The 16652-nt window shown below is 65.5% G+C and carries 11 protein-coding genes; all 11 read right to left on the bottom strand.

Features of this window, described 5'->3' with window-relative positions; genetic code table 11:
* Positions 1 to 80 precede the first annotated feature (80 nt).
* Complete coding sequence (locus QF038_RS05940; RefSeq protein ID WP_307609319.1) at positions 81 to 4310, bottom strand: DUF4011 domain-containing protein; 4230 nt, start codon at positions 4308 to 4310, stop codon at positions 81 to 83.
* A 130-nt stretch (positions 4311 to 4440) separates the two neighbouring features.
* A complete protein-coding gene (gene guaA / locus QF038_RS05935; RefSeq protein WP_307609318.1) occupies positions 4441 to 6030 on the bottom strand; it encodes a glutamine-hydrolyzing GMP synthase in 1590 nt (529 codons plus the stop codon).
* A 108-nt stretch (positions 6031 to 6138) separates the two neighbouring features.
* Positions 6139 to 6669, bottom strand: coding sequence for a DUF3817 domain-containing protein (locus tag QF038_RS05930; RefSeq protein ID WP_307609317.1), 531 nt, complete (start codon positions 6667 to 6669; stop codon positions 6139 to 6141).
* The gene (locus QF038_RS05925; RefSeq protein ID WP_307609316.1) at positions 6666 to 7523 is read right to left on the bottom strand and encodes an SURF1 family protein; all 858 of its coding nucleotides are present in this window, start codon (positions 7521 to 7523) and stop codon (positions 6666 to 6668) included. Before QF038_RS05925 ends, QF038_RS05930 begins: the two co-directional genes overlap by 4 nt.
* Positions 7524 to 7584: 61 nt before the next feature.
* Entirely contained in the window at positions 7585 to 8073 is a 489-nt protein-coding gene (locus tag QF038_RS05920; RefSeq protein WP_307609315.1) for a PTS sugar transporter subunit IIA, read from the bottom strand.
* 39 nt (positions 8074 to 8112) lie between these two features.
* Positions 8113 to 9852, bottom strand: coding sequence for a glycerol-3-phosphate dehydrogenase/oxidase (locus tag QF038_RS05915; RefSeq protein ID WP_307609314.1), 1740 nt, complete (start codon positions 9850 to 9852; stop codon positions 8113 to 8115).
* A gap of 100 nt (positions 9853 to 9952) precedes the next feature.
* Positions 9953 to 11089, bottom strand: a complete 1137-nt coding sequence (locus tag QF038_RS05910; protein ID WP_307609313.1) for a GuaB3 family IMP dehydrogenase-related protein — start codon at positions 11087 to 11089, stop codon at positions 9953 to 9955.
* Between the two features lie 96 nt (positions 11090 to 11185).
* Positions 11186 to 13102: an ABC transporter ATP-binding protein gene (locus tag QF038_RS05905; RefSeq protein ID WP_307609312.1), complete on the bottom strand. Its 1917-nt coding sequence runs from the start codon at positions 13100 to 13102 to the stop codon at positions 11186 to 11188.
* Between the two features lie 34 nt (positions 13103 to 13136).
* Positions 13137 to 13547 (bottom strand): hypothetical protein, encoded by a 411-nt coding sequence (locus QF038_RS05900; RefSeq protein WP_307609311.1) that lies wholly within the window; start codon positions 13545 to 13547, stop codon positions 13137 to 13139.
* A 121-nt stretch (positions 13548 to 13668) separates the two neighbouring features.
* Positions 13669 to 15024, bottom strand: coding sequence for a WXG100 family type VII secretion target (locus tag QF038_RS05895; protein WP_307609310.1), 1356 nt, complete (start codon positions 15022 to 15024; stop codon positions 13669 to 13671).
* Positions 15025 to 15116: 92 nt separating this feature from the next.
* The gene (gene guaB / locus QF038_RS05890; RefSeq protein ID WP_163162037.1) at positions 15117 to 16628 is read right to left on the bottom strand and encodes an IMP dehydrogenase; all 1512 of its coding nucleotides are present in this window, start codon (positions 16626 to 16628) and stop codon (positions 15117 to 15119) included.
* Between the last annotated feature and the right edge of the window lie 24 nt (positions 16629 to 16652).

Genomic DNA, 16652 nt, shown 5'->3' with positions numbered 1-16652 from the left:
TGCGGCAAAGGACAGCGGTGCCCCGAAGTACAGCGGTGGTGCGAAGGAAAGCGGGCTGCGGCGGATGCCGGGCCCGGCTCTCAGCCCCAGTGCGGGGGCTTCTGTTCCTTCAGCCAGGCATCGTGGTCCTCGTCTGCGTCGCCCCAGCGGCGGGGGTCATCTTCGGCGGCCTTCGTGGGCAGGACACCGCCACCGGCCTGGTCTTTGCCCTTCCCCCGGCTCCGCATCTGGTCCTGGTCTTGCTCCCTGTTCTGGTCTTGCTCCTGGTTCTGGCCTTGATCCTGCCCCTGGACTTCGCCGTCCTCCGGCGCAGTGCCGGCCGCGACGGACGGCTCCTGCGAAGGGTTATTGTTCTTGTCTTCGGTGGCCACGGCGACCGCCTCCTTGTTGTCCTGATGTTTGGCCTGCTGGCGGCCCTGGTCCCCGCCGGGCACGTTCTGGCCCAGGCCGGCACTGCGCCGGGACCGCTGCTCCCCGGCCTGGATGCCGTTGAGCGCCTGGTCCACGTCGTCGTCAAGGAACCCAATTGACGTATCTGCCCGGCCCGGCAGCACAACCCGCTCCAGGCCCAGATAGCCGGCAATACGGTCTGCACAAGCGGACGGATCGGTGAACACCTCGATGGTCCACAGCGGCATGTACCGCCACCCCAGCCGCTCCAGCAGCTGCGGCCGCAACCGGCTCCGTTCCCGCACGCTCATGGTCCGGTACTGTTCCGTGCCGTCGGACTCAATGGCCACCGGCCACGGCAGATCCTTGTCCTCCTGGCCCATGGTGCCCAGCGGATCGGCGGCAGCCACCACGTCAATGGCACCGTCGTACTGGTGCCAAACCCGGGCTCCGCGTGCCCGCAGCCTGTCGCCGAGGTCAGCCACCAAAGGATCTGCGCCCAGTGCCTGCTCGCTGGCAGCAGCGCGCGACGCGGGAGTTCCGAGGTCAGTGTTGCCCGAAATCTCACGGTCCAGCAGCGAGTACAGGTCCACCGCGCCGTGCGTCAGCCGGGTGTGGTCCAGGTCCTCAGGCCGGAAGCACGTCAGCACGTGCAGGGACCGGCGGGCACGGGTCATGGCCAGGGCAAACTTCTCCCGGCCCCCTTCGGCGGAGAGTGGACCGAAATTGTGCAGCGCGCGCCCGTGCGGGGTGCGGCCGAAGCCCGGCGAGAAAATGACGTGGTCGCGCACCAGGCCCTGGGCGCGTTCCAGGTCAACCACCCGGAACGATTCAGGTCCGGCGCCGAAGAATCCTGCCAGGCCCGGATGGTTGGGCAGCTGCAGCCGGATGGACTCGCCGATCCTCGCCGCGTGGCGGAGGCTGGCGGTGACCACAGCCAGTGACGTGCGGGGACGGGTGCGTGCGTGTTCGAAAACCAGTTGCACCACGCGGTTAACCTCGGCCACCACCGACTCCACACCCTCATGGTCGGCGCTGGGCAGTCCGGTCCCGTCCGGCAGGTACTCCACCAGCAGCGCCCGGTCCAGGCCCGTTGCGGACTGGCCCTCGGGCAGCCGGCGAAGGCCGCCGTCGTAAAAGTTCTTGCTCAGCTGAAGGACCAGGTCCTCGTCCACCGCGCGGTACACAAAGTTAAGCCGCCACACAGGAAGCACCGCGGACAATGCCTTGAAAGCACTCTCCACCCGCTGGTGGGCCGTCTCCCCCGCCGCCAGCCGCTCCACGCCCACGGTGAAGGTCCGCGGGCTGGCGATCATGGCGTCGCCGAAGGCTATGACCTGGCGGGCGCGGGCGATGGACGGAAGGACGGCCTGGAGCGAGGTCGCCTCGGAATCGAGGATCACCACAGCGTCGAAGTGCTGTTCCGCTGGCAGAAGGCCCGTCATCAGGTAGGGGCTGACGGACCAGACCGGTACCAGGGTGCCGATGAGGTCCGGGGCCTGCGCAGTCAGTGCCGGCAGGGATACCCTGCCGTCCTTGAGCAGGCTCTTGAGGAGATCGGCCTGGCGGGGGTGGGCGGCAATAGCGGCCCGCCACCGCTCGGCAAGGTCCCAGCGAAGCCGTGCAGCGCCGCTGGCGATATGGGCGTTGTCCGCCAACCTGTATTCGGCCTCAAGCTGCCGCAGGGCGTCACCGTCGGACATCGCCAGGTAGTCGTCGCCGCTGATCATGGCCTCAAGCGCCGATTGCCACCAGGCCAGTTCAAGTTCTGCCGCCACTGAATGGGCCGGCACCTCGCGCTCCGCGAGGTCAGCCAGGAGCTCCCCGAGCCCGTGCTCGCGCATGTTCTCTATCAGGAGGGTGCGTTCGGGCAGGGTCTTGAGCGTATCGGTATCCGCGACCAGCCGCTCGAGCCGCTCCATGAGCTCCGCGTACCGGACGGCGGACAGGTCGCCCCCGGCACTGGTGTGCCGCAGCGCTTCGCCCAACTGGGCCAGCTCGCGGTCCAGGGCACGATACATGGTACTGATTTCCGCGAGCCCGGAAGGAACCGCGGGGTGCCGCTGGGTGGTGGCGTAGCCTGCCCAGAGCGAGCGCTGTTCCTGAACCAGCACAAGCGAGCTGTGCAGGTCGGCGATATGCACGCCCGGCCTGACGTATTCCTTGGCAACCCTGCGCAGGCGCGAACGCTGCATGGCGGTCATTTCGATGCCCCGCTCGCGGCGCCAGGCTGAGGGCGCGGTGGCGGAGATCAGGTCCGTGACGGGCCGGTCGAAAATGTCCGGGGTGAACTTGTCCAGGCTTCCACGCACAGCCATCAGGAGCTCGAGCTGCTCTCCCCATTCAGCAAAGGACTCACCCAGCCGGATCTCGGCGTGCTCGGCCACTGCGTTCATCCGCTCACGCAGCGCGGGAAGGCTCTTTTCAACGGACCGGACCAGGTCCTGCGCCTCTTCTGTCTCCTTGCGGGTGAGCAGCCGCGCACCATACCAGGGGCTGGTGGTGGACGCCTTGCTGAAGCTTCCCAGCTCCGCCGCCCGGCGGAGCCGCCCGGCCAGCTCGTCCCGGTCCCGGATGCTGTCCAGGACGCTTCGCTTCAGGCGGACAGTAGTGGCCGGTGACGGGTGGATAGATGTGAGCTCAGCCAGTGACTGCATGGCCTGGTACGGCGAGCAGCCCCAGCGCTGGCGCACGTTGTGCAGCGACGCCACATGGTCCATCAGGGCATGGCGGTGCTCGGTCAGGGTGTTGTGCAGGTTCCCCAGCTGGGGTTCGAGGGATTTCTCGTTCCGGACAATGGCCCGGACCAGCTGTCCCTTCAGCTGCTGCGGAGTAACGTTCCCGGACAGCTGGAACAGGATGGATTCAAGCCCCAGGGCCTCCAGCTGGCCGGACACCTCGTTGAGGCTGGCCCGCCGGTCGCCCACCACCAGCACGGTCTTCCCGGCATCCACGAGGGCACCGATGGTGTTGATGGCAGTTTGTGTCTGGCCTGTTCCGGGAGGGCTGCTGACCACCATCGAATCGCCGGCACGGGCAGCGTCGATGACGTACTGCTGGTCGACGTCGGCATCGAGCAGGAGCATCTCGTCCTGCGGGTGCCTGCTGTCCAGTGGCGGGAACCGTGATGGATCCGGCTCCTCGACGTCCACTACTTCGCCGCCGGCCGCAGTGGCGAGGGCGGATACGAGGGGGTTGGAGTCGTTGATCCACGGATCGTCCAGGTTTCCGGAAAGGTCCGCGAACGTGGACACCAGCAGGTTGTGCTGGGCCTCGGCCCCATGGATGGGCCTGATCAGCGCCGCCAGGCGGTCCAGGACGGGCTGCGGATCGAACCGGGCCGTGCTGTAGGCGAGCCGGGTGACGGCGTTGACGTCAAAGACGATGCCGTGGATGTTCTTCAGATGCCGCACCAGGGCGGGATTGATGTGGGCCTGCTCGGTGAGCTGCAGCTCGTAGTCGTCCTCGCCCGGACGGACGGTAAGCGAAATCGCCGTGAGCATCACCGGCGCCGAGATGCGCTGCGGCTTGCCGCCTACTGCGGAGGTCCACACCACCGTGCCCGCCGAGAGGTATCCGGCGTCGATGCCGCGGTCGTTGGCAAGCTCAAAGATCTTGGACCGGATATTACGGGACGCCCGGGCTGCCACCACGTACTGCTGGCGGTCCCGGATGAGGGTGGAGAGCCGGGTCCGGCGCCCTGCCATGAGCTGGGCCAGGCCGGACGGGTGTGCATGGGTCAGGTCGATTGACCCTTCGGGCGTCTTGGTGAAGCGCAGCATGGTGTCCGCCCCGGTGACGGGTTTAAGCCCGGACAGCCATTTACGGAGCTCCTCCGAGCCCTCCGGGTGGCCTTGACCAACTGACACTACTGCCTTCTTTTCTGCGCTTGCGCGTGACGCCCTGGACCATACCGGCATAGATTCGAGAGTAGCCGCTCCGGCGCCGGACTGAGCGACCGCAACACTGGGGCGGGCTAAATTGGGCGAGGATTTCGGGGAAGAAACAGCAGTGGCCGGCCTCTTCACCAGAGGCCGGCCACTCATGCTGCTACTCCCACTCGATGGTTCCCGGCGGCTTGCTGGTGACATCGAGCACCACGCGGTTGACGCCTTCCACCTCATTGGTGATGCGGTTGGAGATCCTTGCGAGGAGTTCGTACGGCAGCCGTGACCAGTCCGCCGTCATGGCGTCCTCGGAGGAGACCGGACGGAGGACGATGGGGTGTCCGTACGTACGTCCATCACCCATGACACCGACGCTGCGGACGTCGGCCAGGAGGACAACCGGCATCTGCCAGACTTCGTTGTCCAGTCCGGCTGCGGTGAGCTCGGCACGGGCGATCGCATCGGCCTTGCGCAGCAGGTCAAGCCGCTCTTTGTTGACTTCGCCAACGATGCGGATACCGAGTCCGGGACCCGGGAAGGGCTGGCGGCCAACGATTTCCTGGGGCAGGCCCAACTGGGCACCGACTGCGCGGACCTCGTCCTTGAAGAGGGCGCGCAACGGTTCCACGAGCTCGAACTGCAGGTCCTCGGGGAGCCCGCCCACGTTGTGGTGGCTCTTGATGTTCGCTGCACCTTCGCCGCCGCCGGATTCGACGACGTCCGGGTACAGGGTGCCCTGGACCAGGAATTTGATTTTCTCGCCGTGTGCGGCCGCCTCGGCGATGATGGCCAGTTCCGCTTCCTCAAAGGCGCGGATGAACTCGCGGCCGATGATCTTGCGTTTGGTTTCCGGATCGCTGACACCGGCCAGTGCGGACAGGAAGCGTTCCTGCTCGTTTGCAACGTAGAGCTTCACGCCGGTGGCGGCAACAAAGTCGCGTTCCACCTGCTCGGCTTCACCTTCGCGAAGCAGGCCGTGGTCCACGAATACGCAGGTGAGCTGGTCACCAACGGCGCGCTGGACAAGGGCTGCAGCAACCGCGGAGTCCACGCCGCCGGAGAGGCCGCAGATGACCCGGGCATCGCCGATCTGCTTGCGGATCCGCTCCACCTGCTCCTCGAGGATGTTGCCCGTGGTCCAGTTGGGTTCGATCCCGGCGCCCTTGAAGAGGAAGTTTTCCAGGACCTGCTGGCCGTAGGCGGAGTGCTTGACCTCGGGGTGCCACTGGACACCGAAGAGGCCCTTCTCCTCATTCGCGAAGGCAGCCACTTCGGCTCCCGCCGTCGTCGCCAGTACTTCAAACCCCTCCGGCGCCTCGTGGACGGAGTCGCCGTGGCTCATCCAGGTCTTCTGGTGCTGTGGCATGCCCTCAAGGACGGAACGTCCCTCGCCAAGGATGGTGGTTTCCGTGGAGCCGTACTCACGCAGCCCGGTCTTGTCCACCTTGCCGCCCAGGGCGTTGGCCATGGCCTGGAAGCCGTAGCAGATGCCAAAAACGGGAACACCGGCTTCGAACAGGTCTGCTCCGACGCTCGGGGCGCCATCAGCGTAGACGCTGGAGGGGCCGCCGGAAAGGATGATGGCGGCGGGGTTCTTGGCGAGGAGCTGCTCGGTTGTATAGGTATGCGGAACCACTTCCGAATACACATTTGCTTCCCGGACGCGGCGGGCAATCAGCTGCGCGTACTGGGCACCGTAGTCAACAACCAGCACCGGCTTCTGGGAAGTCTGGGATGCAGTGGGAGTAGTCACCGTACTAGCCTACTTGGCGCCGTTGCGCCCGCGCACCTTGAGAAGCCGCGCTGTGACGCACCACTCCCCTCAACCGACCGCCGCGGCCATGGCGGCGGCCGGCGGCCATCAGTACCGCTGGGGTGCCTGCGGGTGGGCCGCGAGTTCGGCTTCCACCTCGGCATGGAACTTCTTCTCCACGATGAAGGACAGGAACGGGATAACGCCGCCCAGTGCCAGCAGGACCAGCTTCAGGAACGGCCAGCGCATCAAGGACCACAGCCGGAAGTTGGAGATCAGGTACACCACGTACATCCAGCCATGCACGATCAGGACCGTCACGGACAGATTAACGCCGCCCAGCACGCCTTGGGGTTCCGCGTCCGCGAACCCGAAGCCGAACGGCTGGCCCGTGACGGCGTTCGTGCCGCCGGCGAACAGGTACTGCCCGAACCCGTACCTCGCAATGAGCTCGGCGCACAGCAGCAGGAGCATGGTGCCCGTCAGGTAGGCCAGCACCTTGTAGAACTTCAGGGCGGACCGGATCTGCGCCTCAGTGCCGCCGAAACGGCGCTTCTTGCCGCCCGCCTTGCCACTGGTGTTGGTGCCTGTGTTGATGCCGCTGGCAGAGGCGGGGTTGGCCGGCTTCGGATCGATCATGGCTGTACCTTTTGCTGGTTCTTATCAGGTTGCTGGTGCTGGTTTTGCCCGGCCGGTGGATGGTCCTCGGCTTCGTCGAGGGCTTCTTCGAGGTCCCGGTGGTAGTCGTCTTTGACCAGCCGCCACCAGATGAAGAGTGCGAAGCCGGCGAACACAACCCACTCAAGGGAGTAGAAAAGGTTGAGCCAGTTGATTTTCTGGGCGGGCGGCTGGGGCCCGATCTCAAGGGGAAGGAGGTCTCCCCGCACGGCTGCGGCACTGGCATCCACGCCGTTGGCCACCTCGGCGGTGGCCGCTACGAAGCCGGGATAGCTGCTCACTTCCCAGTAATTGATCAGTTCAGCCACGGACACCGCGGTGGCCTGCCCGGGTGCTGCTGCCGTGCCGGCCAAGGGCGCCTCGGACGGCAGGAGCCGCCCTGTGAGTTCAATAGTGCCCGACGGCGGGTCGCCGGCATCAGCGGGATCGGCCACCCATCCCCGGGCCACCGGGATCCACGTCTGCGGTGAGGCGCCCACGCCGCTCAGGGTGGGAGCGCCGGAGACGGCGAAGGCGGAGACTACCCAGTAGCCGGTCTTGCCGTCGTGCAGCCGGCCCGGCACCAGGACCTGTTTGGCGGGATCGTAGGTGCCCTGCGCACTGACCATCTGGTCGGCGTCGGTCCCGTGGAAAAAGTCGCCGGGCTCCAGCGTCTGGGTGAGGGGCTGCACCTGCTCGGTGGCCGGGTTGACGGGCGCTTCCGGCTGGGTGGAGCGTCCGAACTGCCATTGGCTGAGCAGCACGAAGACCCCGGATATCACGATCGCAAAGACAAAGCCTGCGATCCATCGGGGCTTGAGGGCAGTTTTCCACACGTCTTAACCGTACTTCGTCCCGCTGTAGAACAACTAAACGCCTGGTGGCCCGGCCGGGGAGTCAGTGGTCGAAAAACACCAGGCTGGAATTGATGAGCTCCGAAATGACTTCGGCGTCATAGGCACGCCGGAGCGATTCGCGGAAGGACTCCTTGGACAGCGAACGGGCCAGGGTGGCCAGGACTTCGAGGTGGTCCGAGAAAGAACTGGCCGGGGTGGCGATCAACAGGATCACCGTGGCCGGGCCGTCCGCGGCGCCGAAGTCCAGGGCATGGCCGTACCTGGCAATGCCCACGGCGATCGAGGTGCGGGAGACGTATTCGCTGCGGGCATGGGGCAAGCCGATGCCGCCGGGAAGCCCGGTGGCCAGCTGGTGCTCCCGGGCGTTGACATGCTCAAGGAACCCGGGCAGGTCCGACACCCGGCCGGCGGCGAAGAGCCGTTCCGCAAGCTGGGTGGCGGCGTCCGCCTTGTCTTTTGCCTCAAGCTCCAGGATGACCATGTCGGGGGTGGTGAGATCGGCATCGTACCGGTCAAGTGGTTCCGCCAAGGCGTATCCCTTCAGTCAGGAGCTGGTGCCGCGGGCCCTTCAGCGCAAGGGCACGATATCTTCCACGCCCAGCCGGGCGGCGTCTGCGGATTCGTCGTCCGGCTGTTGCTGGCTCAGGCGTTCCGCCTCCACCCGTGCGATGTAGTGCCTGATCTCGTTTTCGCGTTGGGCCTCGCTCCAGCCAAGGACGTCACCCATCAGTTTAGCCACTACGGGAACGGCTGCCACACCGCGGTCCCACGCCTCGATCGAAATCCGGGTCCGCCGTGTGAGGACGTCGTGGACGTGGCGGGCGCCTTCGTGCGTGGCGGCGTAGACCGCTTCGGCCTGCAGGTAGTCGTCCGCGCCGGGGATCGGTTCGGCGAGGGCCGGGTTTTCCTTGATGATGGCCAGCACCTCGGGGGTCATGGACCCGTAGCGGTTGAGCAGGTGTTCTATCCGGGCAACGTGCACGCCGGATTCCTCCGCTGTGCGGTTCCGCCGGTTCCAGGCCGCTTTGAAGCCGCTCGCGCCCAGCAGCGGGATGGTTTCCGTGCAGCTTGGCGGGACCCGTTCGTCCATGGTCCGGGTGGCCTCGTCCACTGCATCCTTGGCCATCACCCGGTAGGTGGTCCATTTGCCGCCGGCTACCACCACCAGGCCGGGAACAGGGTGTGCCACAACATGCTCGCGGGACAGCTTGGCGGTGGAGTCGTTTTCCCCGGCCAGCAGCGGGCGCAGGCCGGCGTAGACCCCTTCCACGTCTTCGCGGGTCAGCGGCCGCTTGAGGACCTTGTTGACGTGCTCCAGGATGTAGTCGATGTCCTTGCTGGAAGCGGCGGGATGGGCTTTGTCCAGGTGCCAGTCCGTGTCCGTGGTGCCAATAATCCAGTGCCGGCCCCAGGGGATGACGAACAGCACGGACTTCTCGGTGCGCAGGATCAGGCCCACGGTGGACTGGAAACGGTCGCGGGGAACCACCAGGTGGATTCCTTTGGAGGCACGGACCTTCAGCTGGCCGCGCTCGGTGACCATGGCCTGGGTTTCGTCGGTCCAGACGCCGGTGGCATTGATGACCTGCTTGGCCCGGATCTTGAACTGCGTCCCGTCCTCATGGTTGACCACCTTGGCGCCTACCACCCGTTCGCCTTCGCGCAGGAAGTCCACCACTGCCATCTGGTTTACGGCGTGGGCGCCGTAGTAGGCGGCCGTCCGCACCAGGTTGGCGACGTATTTCGCGTCATCCACCTGGCCGTCGTAGTACCGGATGGATCCCACAAAGGCGTCGTCCTTCAGGCTTGGGGCCGCGCGCAGCGTTCCCCGTCTGGTGAGGTGCTTGTGGAACGGTACTCCCCTGCTGTGGCCACTGGAGACCGACATGGCGTCGTACAGGGCAATTCCGGCGCCAACGTAGGGCCGTTCGAGGAAGGGTTTAGTCAGCGGATACAGGAAGGGCACGGGCCGGGCCAGGTGTGGCGCGAGCTCGGAGAGCAGCAGTCCGCGCTCCTGCAGCGCCTCCTTGACGAGCGCGAAGTCAAGCATTTCCAGGTAACGCAGTCCACCGTGGATGAGCTTGGAGGACCGGGAGGAGGTTCCCGCCGCCCAGTCGCTCGCCTCGACGATGCCCACGTCCAGCCCACGGGTGACGGCATCCAGGGCAGCTCCCGTGCCCACGATGCCGCCGCCAACAATGAGGATGTCCAGCTCCCGGCCGGGGTCCGCCGTCGCCCTCAGCCGGTCGATCGCAGCTTCCCTGGCCGCAGGTCCCAAGGCTCCGCCGTTGTCCGGAAAACTCCTCATTGAACGCCTCCAGTGCCGCTTGTCCCGGTCGTGGAACCACACTACTTTGTCGCGGCACGCTTGGGCAGGGCAGGCACGGATCGGCCTGCTGCCCCCTCCGTCAGTTCCCGGAGTAGGGGGAAACGACGACGTCGACGCGCTGGAATTCCTTCAGGTCCGAATAACCGGTGGTTGCCATGGAGCGGCGAAGGGCACCGATGAGGTTAGCTGTTCCGTTGGTGTGGTGGCCGGGTCCGAAGAGGACCTCTTCAAGGCGTCCGACCGTTCCGACGTTGACGCGGTCGCCGCGGGGCAGTTCCAGGTGGTGTGCCTCCTGGCCCCAGTGCCAGCCCTTGCCGGGAGCTTCTTCCGCGCGGGCCAGCGCGCTGCCCAGCATCACGGCATCGGCTCCCATGGCAATCGCCTTGACGATGTCGCCGGAGGTGCCCATGCCGCCGTCGGCGATCACGTGCACGTACCGCCCGCCTGATTCGTCCATGTAATCGCGGCGGGCCGCTGCGACGTCGGAAATGGCCGATGCCATGGGCGAGTGGATGCCAAGGGCGCGGCGGGTGGTGGTGGTGGCGCCGCCGCCGAAGCCCACCAGGACGCCGGCTGCGCCGGTGCGCATGAGGTGCAGGGCAGGGGTGTACCCGGCCGCGCCGCCCACGATCACGGGGACGTCCAGTTCGTAGATGAACTGTTTGAGGTTCAGCGGCGCGTGGTCCTTGGACACGTGCTCGGCGGACACCGTGGTGCCGCGGATCACAAAGATGTCGACGCCGGCGGCCAGGACGGTCTTGTAGTGCTCCTGGGTGCGCTGCGGGGTGAGGGAGCCGGCCACGGTCACGCCGGCGGCCCGCATCTCAGCCAGGCGCGACGTAATCAGGTCGGGCTGGATGGGTGCCTTGTACAGCTCCTGCATCCGGCCGGTCACGGCGGGACTGTTGACCTCGTCTTCGAGCGCACCGATCTCGTCGAGGACGGGCTGCGGGTCCTCATACCGGGTCCAGAGCCCTTCAAGGTCCAGCACACCCAGGCCGCCGAGCTTGCCCAGGGCAATGGCTGTTGCCGGAGACATGGCCGAGTCCATGGGGGCCGCGATGACGGGCATTTCGAACTGGTAGGCATCGATCTGCCACGAGACGGAGACGTCCTTAGGGTCGCGGGTACGACGGTTAGGGACAATTGCAATGTCATCCAGGGAGTAGGCACGACGCCCACGCTTGCCACGGCCGATCTCGATCTCGTAAGTCACTGCTCTAGGTTATCCCAGCCAGGCTGGTGTCCTCGTCTGAAGGCCGGGCCCACGTACGGCACGGCATCGTCGGGGTGCACACCACCGTGGAGGAAGCTACACCCCTTCGGCCTCGGCGTCCTCAGGGCCCACGCCAGCAGGGTTCCCCAGCCGAGCTTGCGAGGTCAGGGGGCTGGCGGGGATCTGGGATTCGAACATCCGGAAGTAGCGGCCCCGAAGTGACACCAGTTCTTTGTGCGTGCCCTGCTCCACTATCCGGCCGTCCTCCAGCATGTACACAATGTCCGCCTTTTCGATGGTGGCCAGGCGGTGGCTGATAGCGATGATGGTGCTGCTCCGGTCCGCGAAAAGGCGGGTGAAAATGCGGTGCTCAGCCAGGGCGTCGATGGCCGACGTTGGCTCGTCCATCACCATGAATGAGGCATCCCGGTAGAAGTTCCGGGCCATCGCCAGCCGCTGCCACTGGCCGCCCGAAAGGCCGCTGCCCTTACGTCCGCGCGGGTCTTCCATCCAGTTGCTGACGTGGTTGTCCAGTCCGTTGGGGAGCTTATTGATGAAGTCCAGCGCCTCAGCGTCCGCGGCGGCCCTGCGGATGCGGACCTCGTCCCGGGCCGAGTCGACGTCGCCGAAGTAGATGTTTTCCGCTGCCGTGGCGAACTCGTATTTGAGGAACTCCTGGCTCAGCACGGCCAGGTGCCGGTGCCAGGAGGTGACGTCGACGGCGGCCAGGTCCACGCCGTCGAGCATTACCTGCCCGGAGTCGGGGCGGTAGAGGCCGGCGAGGATGCGGATCAGGGTGGACTTCCCGGCACCGTTCTCCCCCACGATGGCGATGTGCTGGCCTTCGCGGATGGTCAGGCTGATGCCGCGGATCACCTCGATGTCGCTGCCAGTGTACGTGAAGCGGATGTCCTTCAGCTCAACGGTTTTCGGGGATTGCAGCAGCGGCGGGGCTTGTTCCGAGTGCACTGGCAACGCCATAAACAGTTCGTAGTCCTTGAGATTGGCCAGATCCTCGTCAATGGAGCTGAGGGAGGAGACCAGGTTGTTGGCCGTGGACAGTGCCCGGCTGACGATCTGCTGCACGTAGAGGAACTGGCCCACCGGCTGTGCGCGGGTGATGATCTGCCCCACCACCCAGATCAGCGAGACCACTTCTGCGCCGTACTGAAGGGCGTCGGCGGCAAGCTGCTTGGGGATGTAGCGGCGCTGGAAATCAAGGCGGCGGCGCTCATCGGCATCACGAAGGCGGGAGCGGAGATCCATCAGGAAGCCCACGATGCCGTACAGCCGCATCTCGGCAATGTGCTGCGGCCGGAGCAGGTTCTGTTCTATCATCCGGCGCTGCCGCCGGGAGTCCACCTGCGTGTTCCAGTGCGCGATCTGCTCCCGGGACAGCTTGAACTGCAGATACACGCTGGGCACGATGGCCACCAGGACAATCACCGCGATCCACCAGCTGACCAGCAGCAGGGCTCCCACGGCGAGGACCACCGAGACGAGCTGGGTGAAGATGGCGGCAATCCGGTCCAGTACGCGGGCGTAGGAGTCGGAGAACCGCTTGGCGCGGTCGTACAGGTCAACGGTTTCTTTGTCGTCGTAGCGCCAGAACTCGAGCGCGAGGAACCGCTCGTACATCTGGTCGCCCACGATGGCGCCCACTTTGAAACTCATCAGCTGCTGGATGTAGCGGTCCACACTGTTGAAGGCGCCCCAGAAGAGGCCCAGCGCGGCGGTGATAATGACGTAGACAATTGCCACTTGGCCCGCCCCGGCGTCACCGGCGTAGGCGGCTGCCAGTGCCGTGGTGGTGAGCGCGGCGAAGTACGTGGTCACCAGGGGAAGCACCGCCGAAATCAGCGAGCCGAGCACTTTCATGACCACAGCGCCCGGAGAGGCACGGAAGCTGACCCGCAGTACCTGTGCCACGGCCCGGGCATACGGGCGAAGGGCCAGCCGCCGCGAGGGTTCCCGATTGGGGGTCAGTTCAGCGGGGTGGCGCGGTGGGGGCATGGAATCAGCCTAGTGCCGTGCCCGGCAAGGCGGGTCAGTACTCTTCCCCGTATTCGTACTCCGGGAAGTCGAAGCAGGCACTGAAACTTCCAATCTGAAGGCTCTCGGGGCCATCCCAGAACGAGACCAGCAGGTGGGTTCCGTCTTCGTGCAGAAGATCAACCCGACGTTTACCTTCGTTGTCCTTCGAGTCTTTGGCGGACCAGCCGGACCGGTCGGAGAAGGAGGCCTTCACGCCGTCGAGAAAATCGTCCCGATCGAGGCCGGGACGCAGCTGCACCTGCCCGGTTCCGACCCACTTCTTCTGTTCCCCGCGACAAGACATCAGGCTCGATGTGTCGCTCTCGAAAACCGAGATGGCCAGCTCTCCCGGCACCATCTCGATGATTTCGTGCTGCGCGGCCAGGAGCTTGGACTTGGCAGATTCGAGTGAGATTGACGGCATTGTTCCGCTTTCCTGTGACCTTGTTCCTGCTCCGGTTCCTGTCCCGCACGCTGACAGCGCCAGACCCAGCGTGAGGGCAAATCCGGCGGATCGCATCCGCGCGGACGGCCGCCCTCTTCTGCTACCGGCTGTTGATAGCGCTGCGGACGTCTTCCAAAGCAGCCTCATTATCCGGGCCGGTGGTCGCAACGAGGCTGTGGTTGCCGATATCGTAAGCGTCCGTCCAATCGGTCCCTCCCGGCGGCGTATAGACGTGCTTCTCAAAGGCTGGCTCCTTCATAGGGTAGTTGTCCCCCACGGCGCCGCTCAGTTCCGCGGTCAGGAGGATGTCAGGGTAGGTGTAGCTGAAGTACTTTGTGTCCTGGTTAGGCGACCAGCCAAGGGGCATAGCAGCGCCGGACAAGGCAATCACCTTGTCATACTGCGCGCCCGCAACCTCAGAGCCCGTGACGTTGCGCAGTCCCCAGCTGTGACCGATTCCCACCGTTTGGGCGTTGGGCGCCAGTTCAAGGTCCACCGCCGCCTGGAAGTCACGCAGCGCCGGTGCGGTGGACGCCACAAATTCGTCGCTTTTAGCCTCGACGAGGAACGCCTCAACGAAATCACCGTCAGGGAACTCAGTTCCCTTGTAGACGAAGGCCACCGTGCCGTTGGTGGGGTCGGACTCCACCAGGTACCGCCCAACCGCCTGTGGACCTCCATCGTGGAAGGAGGCTTCATTCGTGGTGGTACCCGGGACATAGGTGATGGCCGTGGAGGTACCGGGACCGTAGCTGCCGATCATCTCCACGATCGAACTGTTGGCTGGGTCATACGCCGCCAGCTGCACCTTGCCGTCGACCACCTTTTGAAGGTATTGGAGTCCATCCTGCCGTTTTTGCCACGCATCGTGTTCGGCAGCAAAGCGTGCAGGATAGCTTGAGTCAAGGATCCAGGGATTCAGCCGGGGCTCAGGATCGTTGTTCTCCAGCCAGTCAATCCGGGCCTGGGCGTTGTGTTGGTTGGCCTCGATCCGTGCATCAAACGGGATTCCATTGGTGTTTCCCGCCAGCTGCGGGTGGTTGCGGATGAATGCCTCCTGCTGGTCGCTGGTCAGCCCGAGCCACCAGGTTCTGACCTCGGCAGAAGACTTGCCGTCAAGGTCTTCCGGCCGCGGCTCCGGCAACCGCTCGACGCCGGGCAGAGACGGCAGCGTTGAAGCACCGCCTGCCGCACTCGCAGACTGCTGTTCATCGGCCTGCCGCATCAGGTCCTCTGCGGCCTGCTGAAGGAGCGTGACGGCCACCCCGAGCGAGCGGCTGTGGACGTTCTTCCATTCCTGGCGGAAGGCCTCCGCATCCGGGCCCGGCCAGGCCGTGCCGGCCACTCTGCCGGTCAATGCCAGGCGTTGTCCATCCAGTTTCCGGCAGGCCGTGCGCATCGCGGTTGCGAGCTGCCGCAGCTGGTCAATATCGGCCCCATAGAATCCGCCGCCCAAACCGTCCCCCAATTGCCGGATATATATCTATCGAATGTACTTTCTGGCTCAAAAAGAAGGGATGGGCAGTAGTGCCCATCCCTCCTGGTTGGTCAGCGGGAGCCGTAGTTTGGCGCCTCGACCGTCATCTGGATGTCATGCGGGTGCGATTCCTTCAGGCCGGCCGGGGTGATCCGGACGAACTTGCCGCGCGCCTTCAGTTCGGGAATGGTGGGCGCACCGGTGTAGAACATGGTCTGGCGCAGGCCGCCCACCAGCTGGTAGGCCACGGAAGCCAGTGGCCCGCGGTACGCCACACGGCCTTCAATGCCTTCAGGAATGAGCTTGTCGTCACCGGAAACGTCCGCCTGGAAGTAACGGTCCTTGGAGTAGGACGTGTTCTTGCCCCGCGACTGCATGGCGCCAAGGGAGCCCATGCCGCGGTACGACTTGAACTGCTTGCCGTTGACGAAGATCAGCTCCCCCGGGGACTCGTCACAACCGGCCAGCAGGGAGCCGAGCATCACGGTGTCGGCACCGGCTACCAGGGCCTTGCCGATGTCGCCCGAGTACTGCAGCCCGCCGTCGGCAATCAGGGGCACCCCGGCAGGGATGGCTGCCTTGGCGGATTCGTAGATGGCCGTGATCTGCGGGACGCCCACACCTGCCACCACGCGGGTGGTGCAGATGGAGCCCGGTCCCACGCCCACCTTGATGCCGTCAGCGCCGGCATCGATCAGAGCCTGGGCGCCTTCACGGGTTGCCGCCTGACCGCCGATGACGTCCACATGTGCTGCCACGGGATCGGACTTCAGGCGCCGGATCATGTCCAGCACGCCCTGCGAGTGGCCATTCGCGGTGTCCACGAACAAGGCGTCGACGCCGGCATCAACCAGAGCCATGGCGCGCTCCCAGCCGTCCCCGAAGAAGCCGATGGCAGCGCCTACGCGGAGACGGCCTTCATCGTCCTTCGTGGCCAGCGGGTACTGCTCCGCCTTGGTGAAGTCCTTGGTGGTGATCAGGCCCTTCAGCCGGCCCTGCTCATCCACCAGGGGCAGCTTTTCGATCTTGTTGGTGGCCAGCTTGTGCGAGGCCTCTTCGCGGCTGATGCCCACGTGCCCGGTAACCAGGGGCATCTTGGTCATGACGTCGCTGACAAGCCGCAGCGGGAAGTCGGACTCCGGCACAAAGCGGGTGTCGCGGTTGGTGACGATGCCCAAAAGGCGGTTGTCCTCGTCAACAACCGGCAGGCCGGACACACGGTACTGGGCGCACAGGTCATCGAGTTCGCGCAGCGTGGCCTCAGGCCTGATGGTCAGCGGGTTGGTGATCATCCCCGACTCGCTGCGCTTGACCCGGTCCACCTGGTCCGCCTGGTCAGCGATGGACAGGTTGCGGTGCACCACGCCCAGGCCGCCCTGGCGCGCCATGGCGATAGCCATCCGCGACTCGGTCACAGTGTCCATGGCGGCCGACAGCAGGGGCGTCTGCACGGTGATCCGCTTGGAAATACGGGAAGACGTGTCCGCTTCCGAAGGGATGACCTCGGTGTGGCCGGGAAGCAGCAGGACGTCGTCGTAGGTCAGGCCGATGAAGCCAAAGGGGTTGTGTTCGGGCTCGGTCATGAGTGCGCCTCTTACCTTGGTTGC

Source organism: Pseudarthrobacter sp. W1I19, from assembly GCF_030817835.1.
Taxonomy (GTDB): Bacteria; Actinomycetota; Actinomycetes; order Actinomycetales; family Micrococcaceae; genus Arthrobacter.
This window is presented reverse-complemented; position numbering and strand designations above follow the sequence as displayed.

What these genes read in the sequence shown, in the direction of transcription:
- QF038_RS05900 (WP_307609311.1), bottom strand. Translation starts at nt 13,547, where the DNA reads ATGCCGTCAATCTCACTCGAATCTGCCAAGTCCAAGCTCCTGGCCGCG.
- QF038_RS05905 (WP_307609312.1), bottom strand. Translation starts at nt 13,102, where the DNA reads ATGCCCCCACCGCGCCACCCCGCTGAACTGACCCCCAATCGGGAACCC.
- guaB (WP_163162037.1), bottom strand. Translation starts at nt 16,628, where the DNA reads ATGACCGAGCCCGAACACAACCCCTTTGGCTTCATCGGCCTGACCTAC.
- QF038_RS05940 (WP_307609319.1), bottom strand. Translation starts at nt 4,310, where the DNA reads ATGCCGGTATGGTCCAGGGCGTCACGCGCAAGCGCAGAAAAGAAGGCA.
- QF038_RS05930 (WP_307609317.1), bottom strand. Translation starts at nt 6,669, where the DNA reads ATGATCGATCCGAAGCCGGCCAACCCCGCCTCTGCCAGCGGCATCAAC.
- QF038_RS05915 (WP_307609314.1), bottom strand. Translation starts at nt 9,852, where the DNA reads ATGAGGAGTTTTCCGGACAACGGCGGAGCCTTGGGACCTGCGGCCAGG.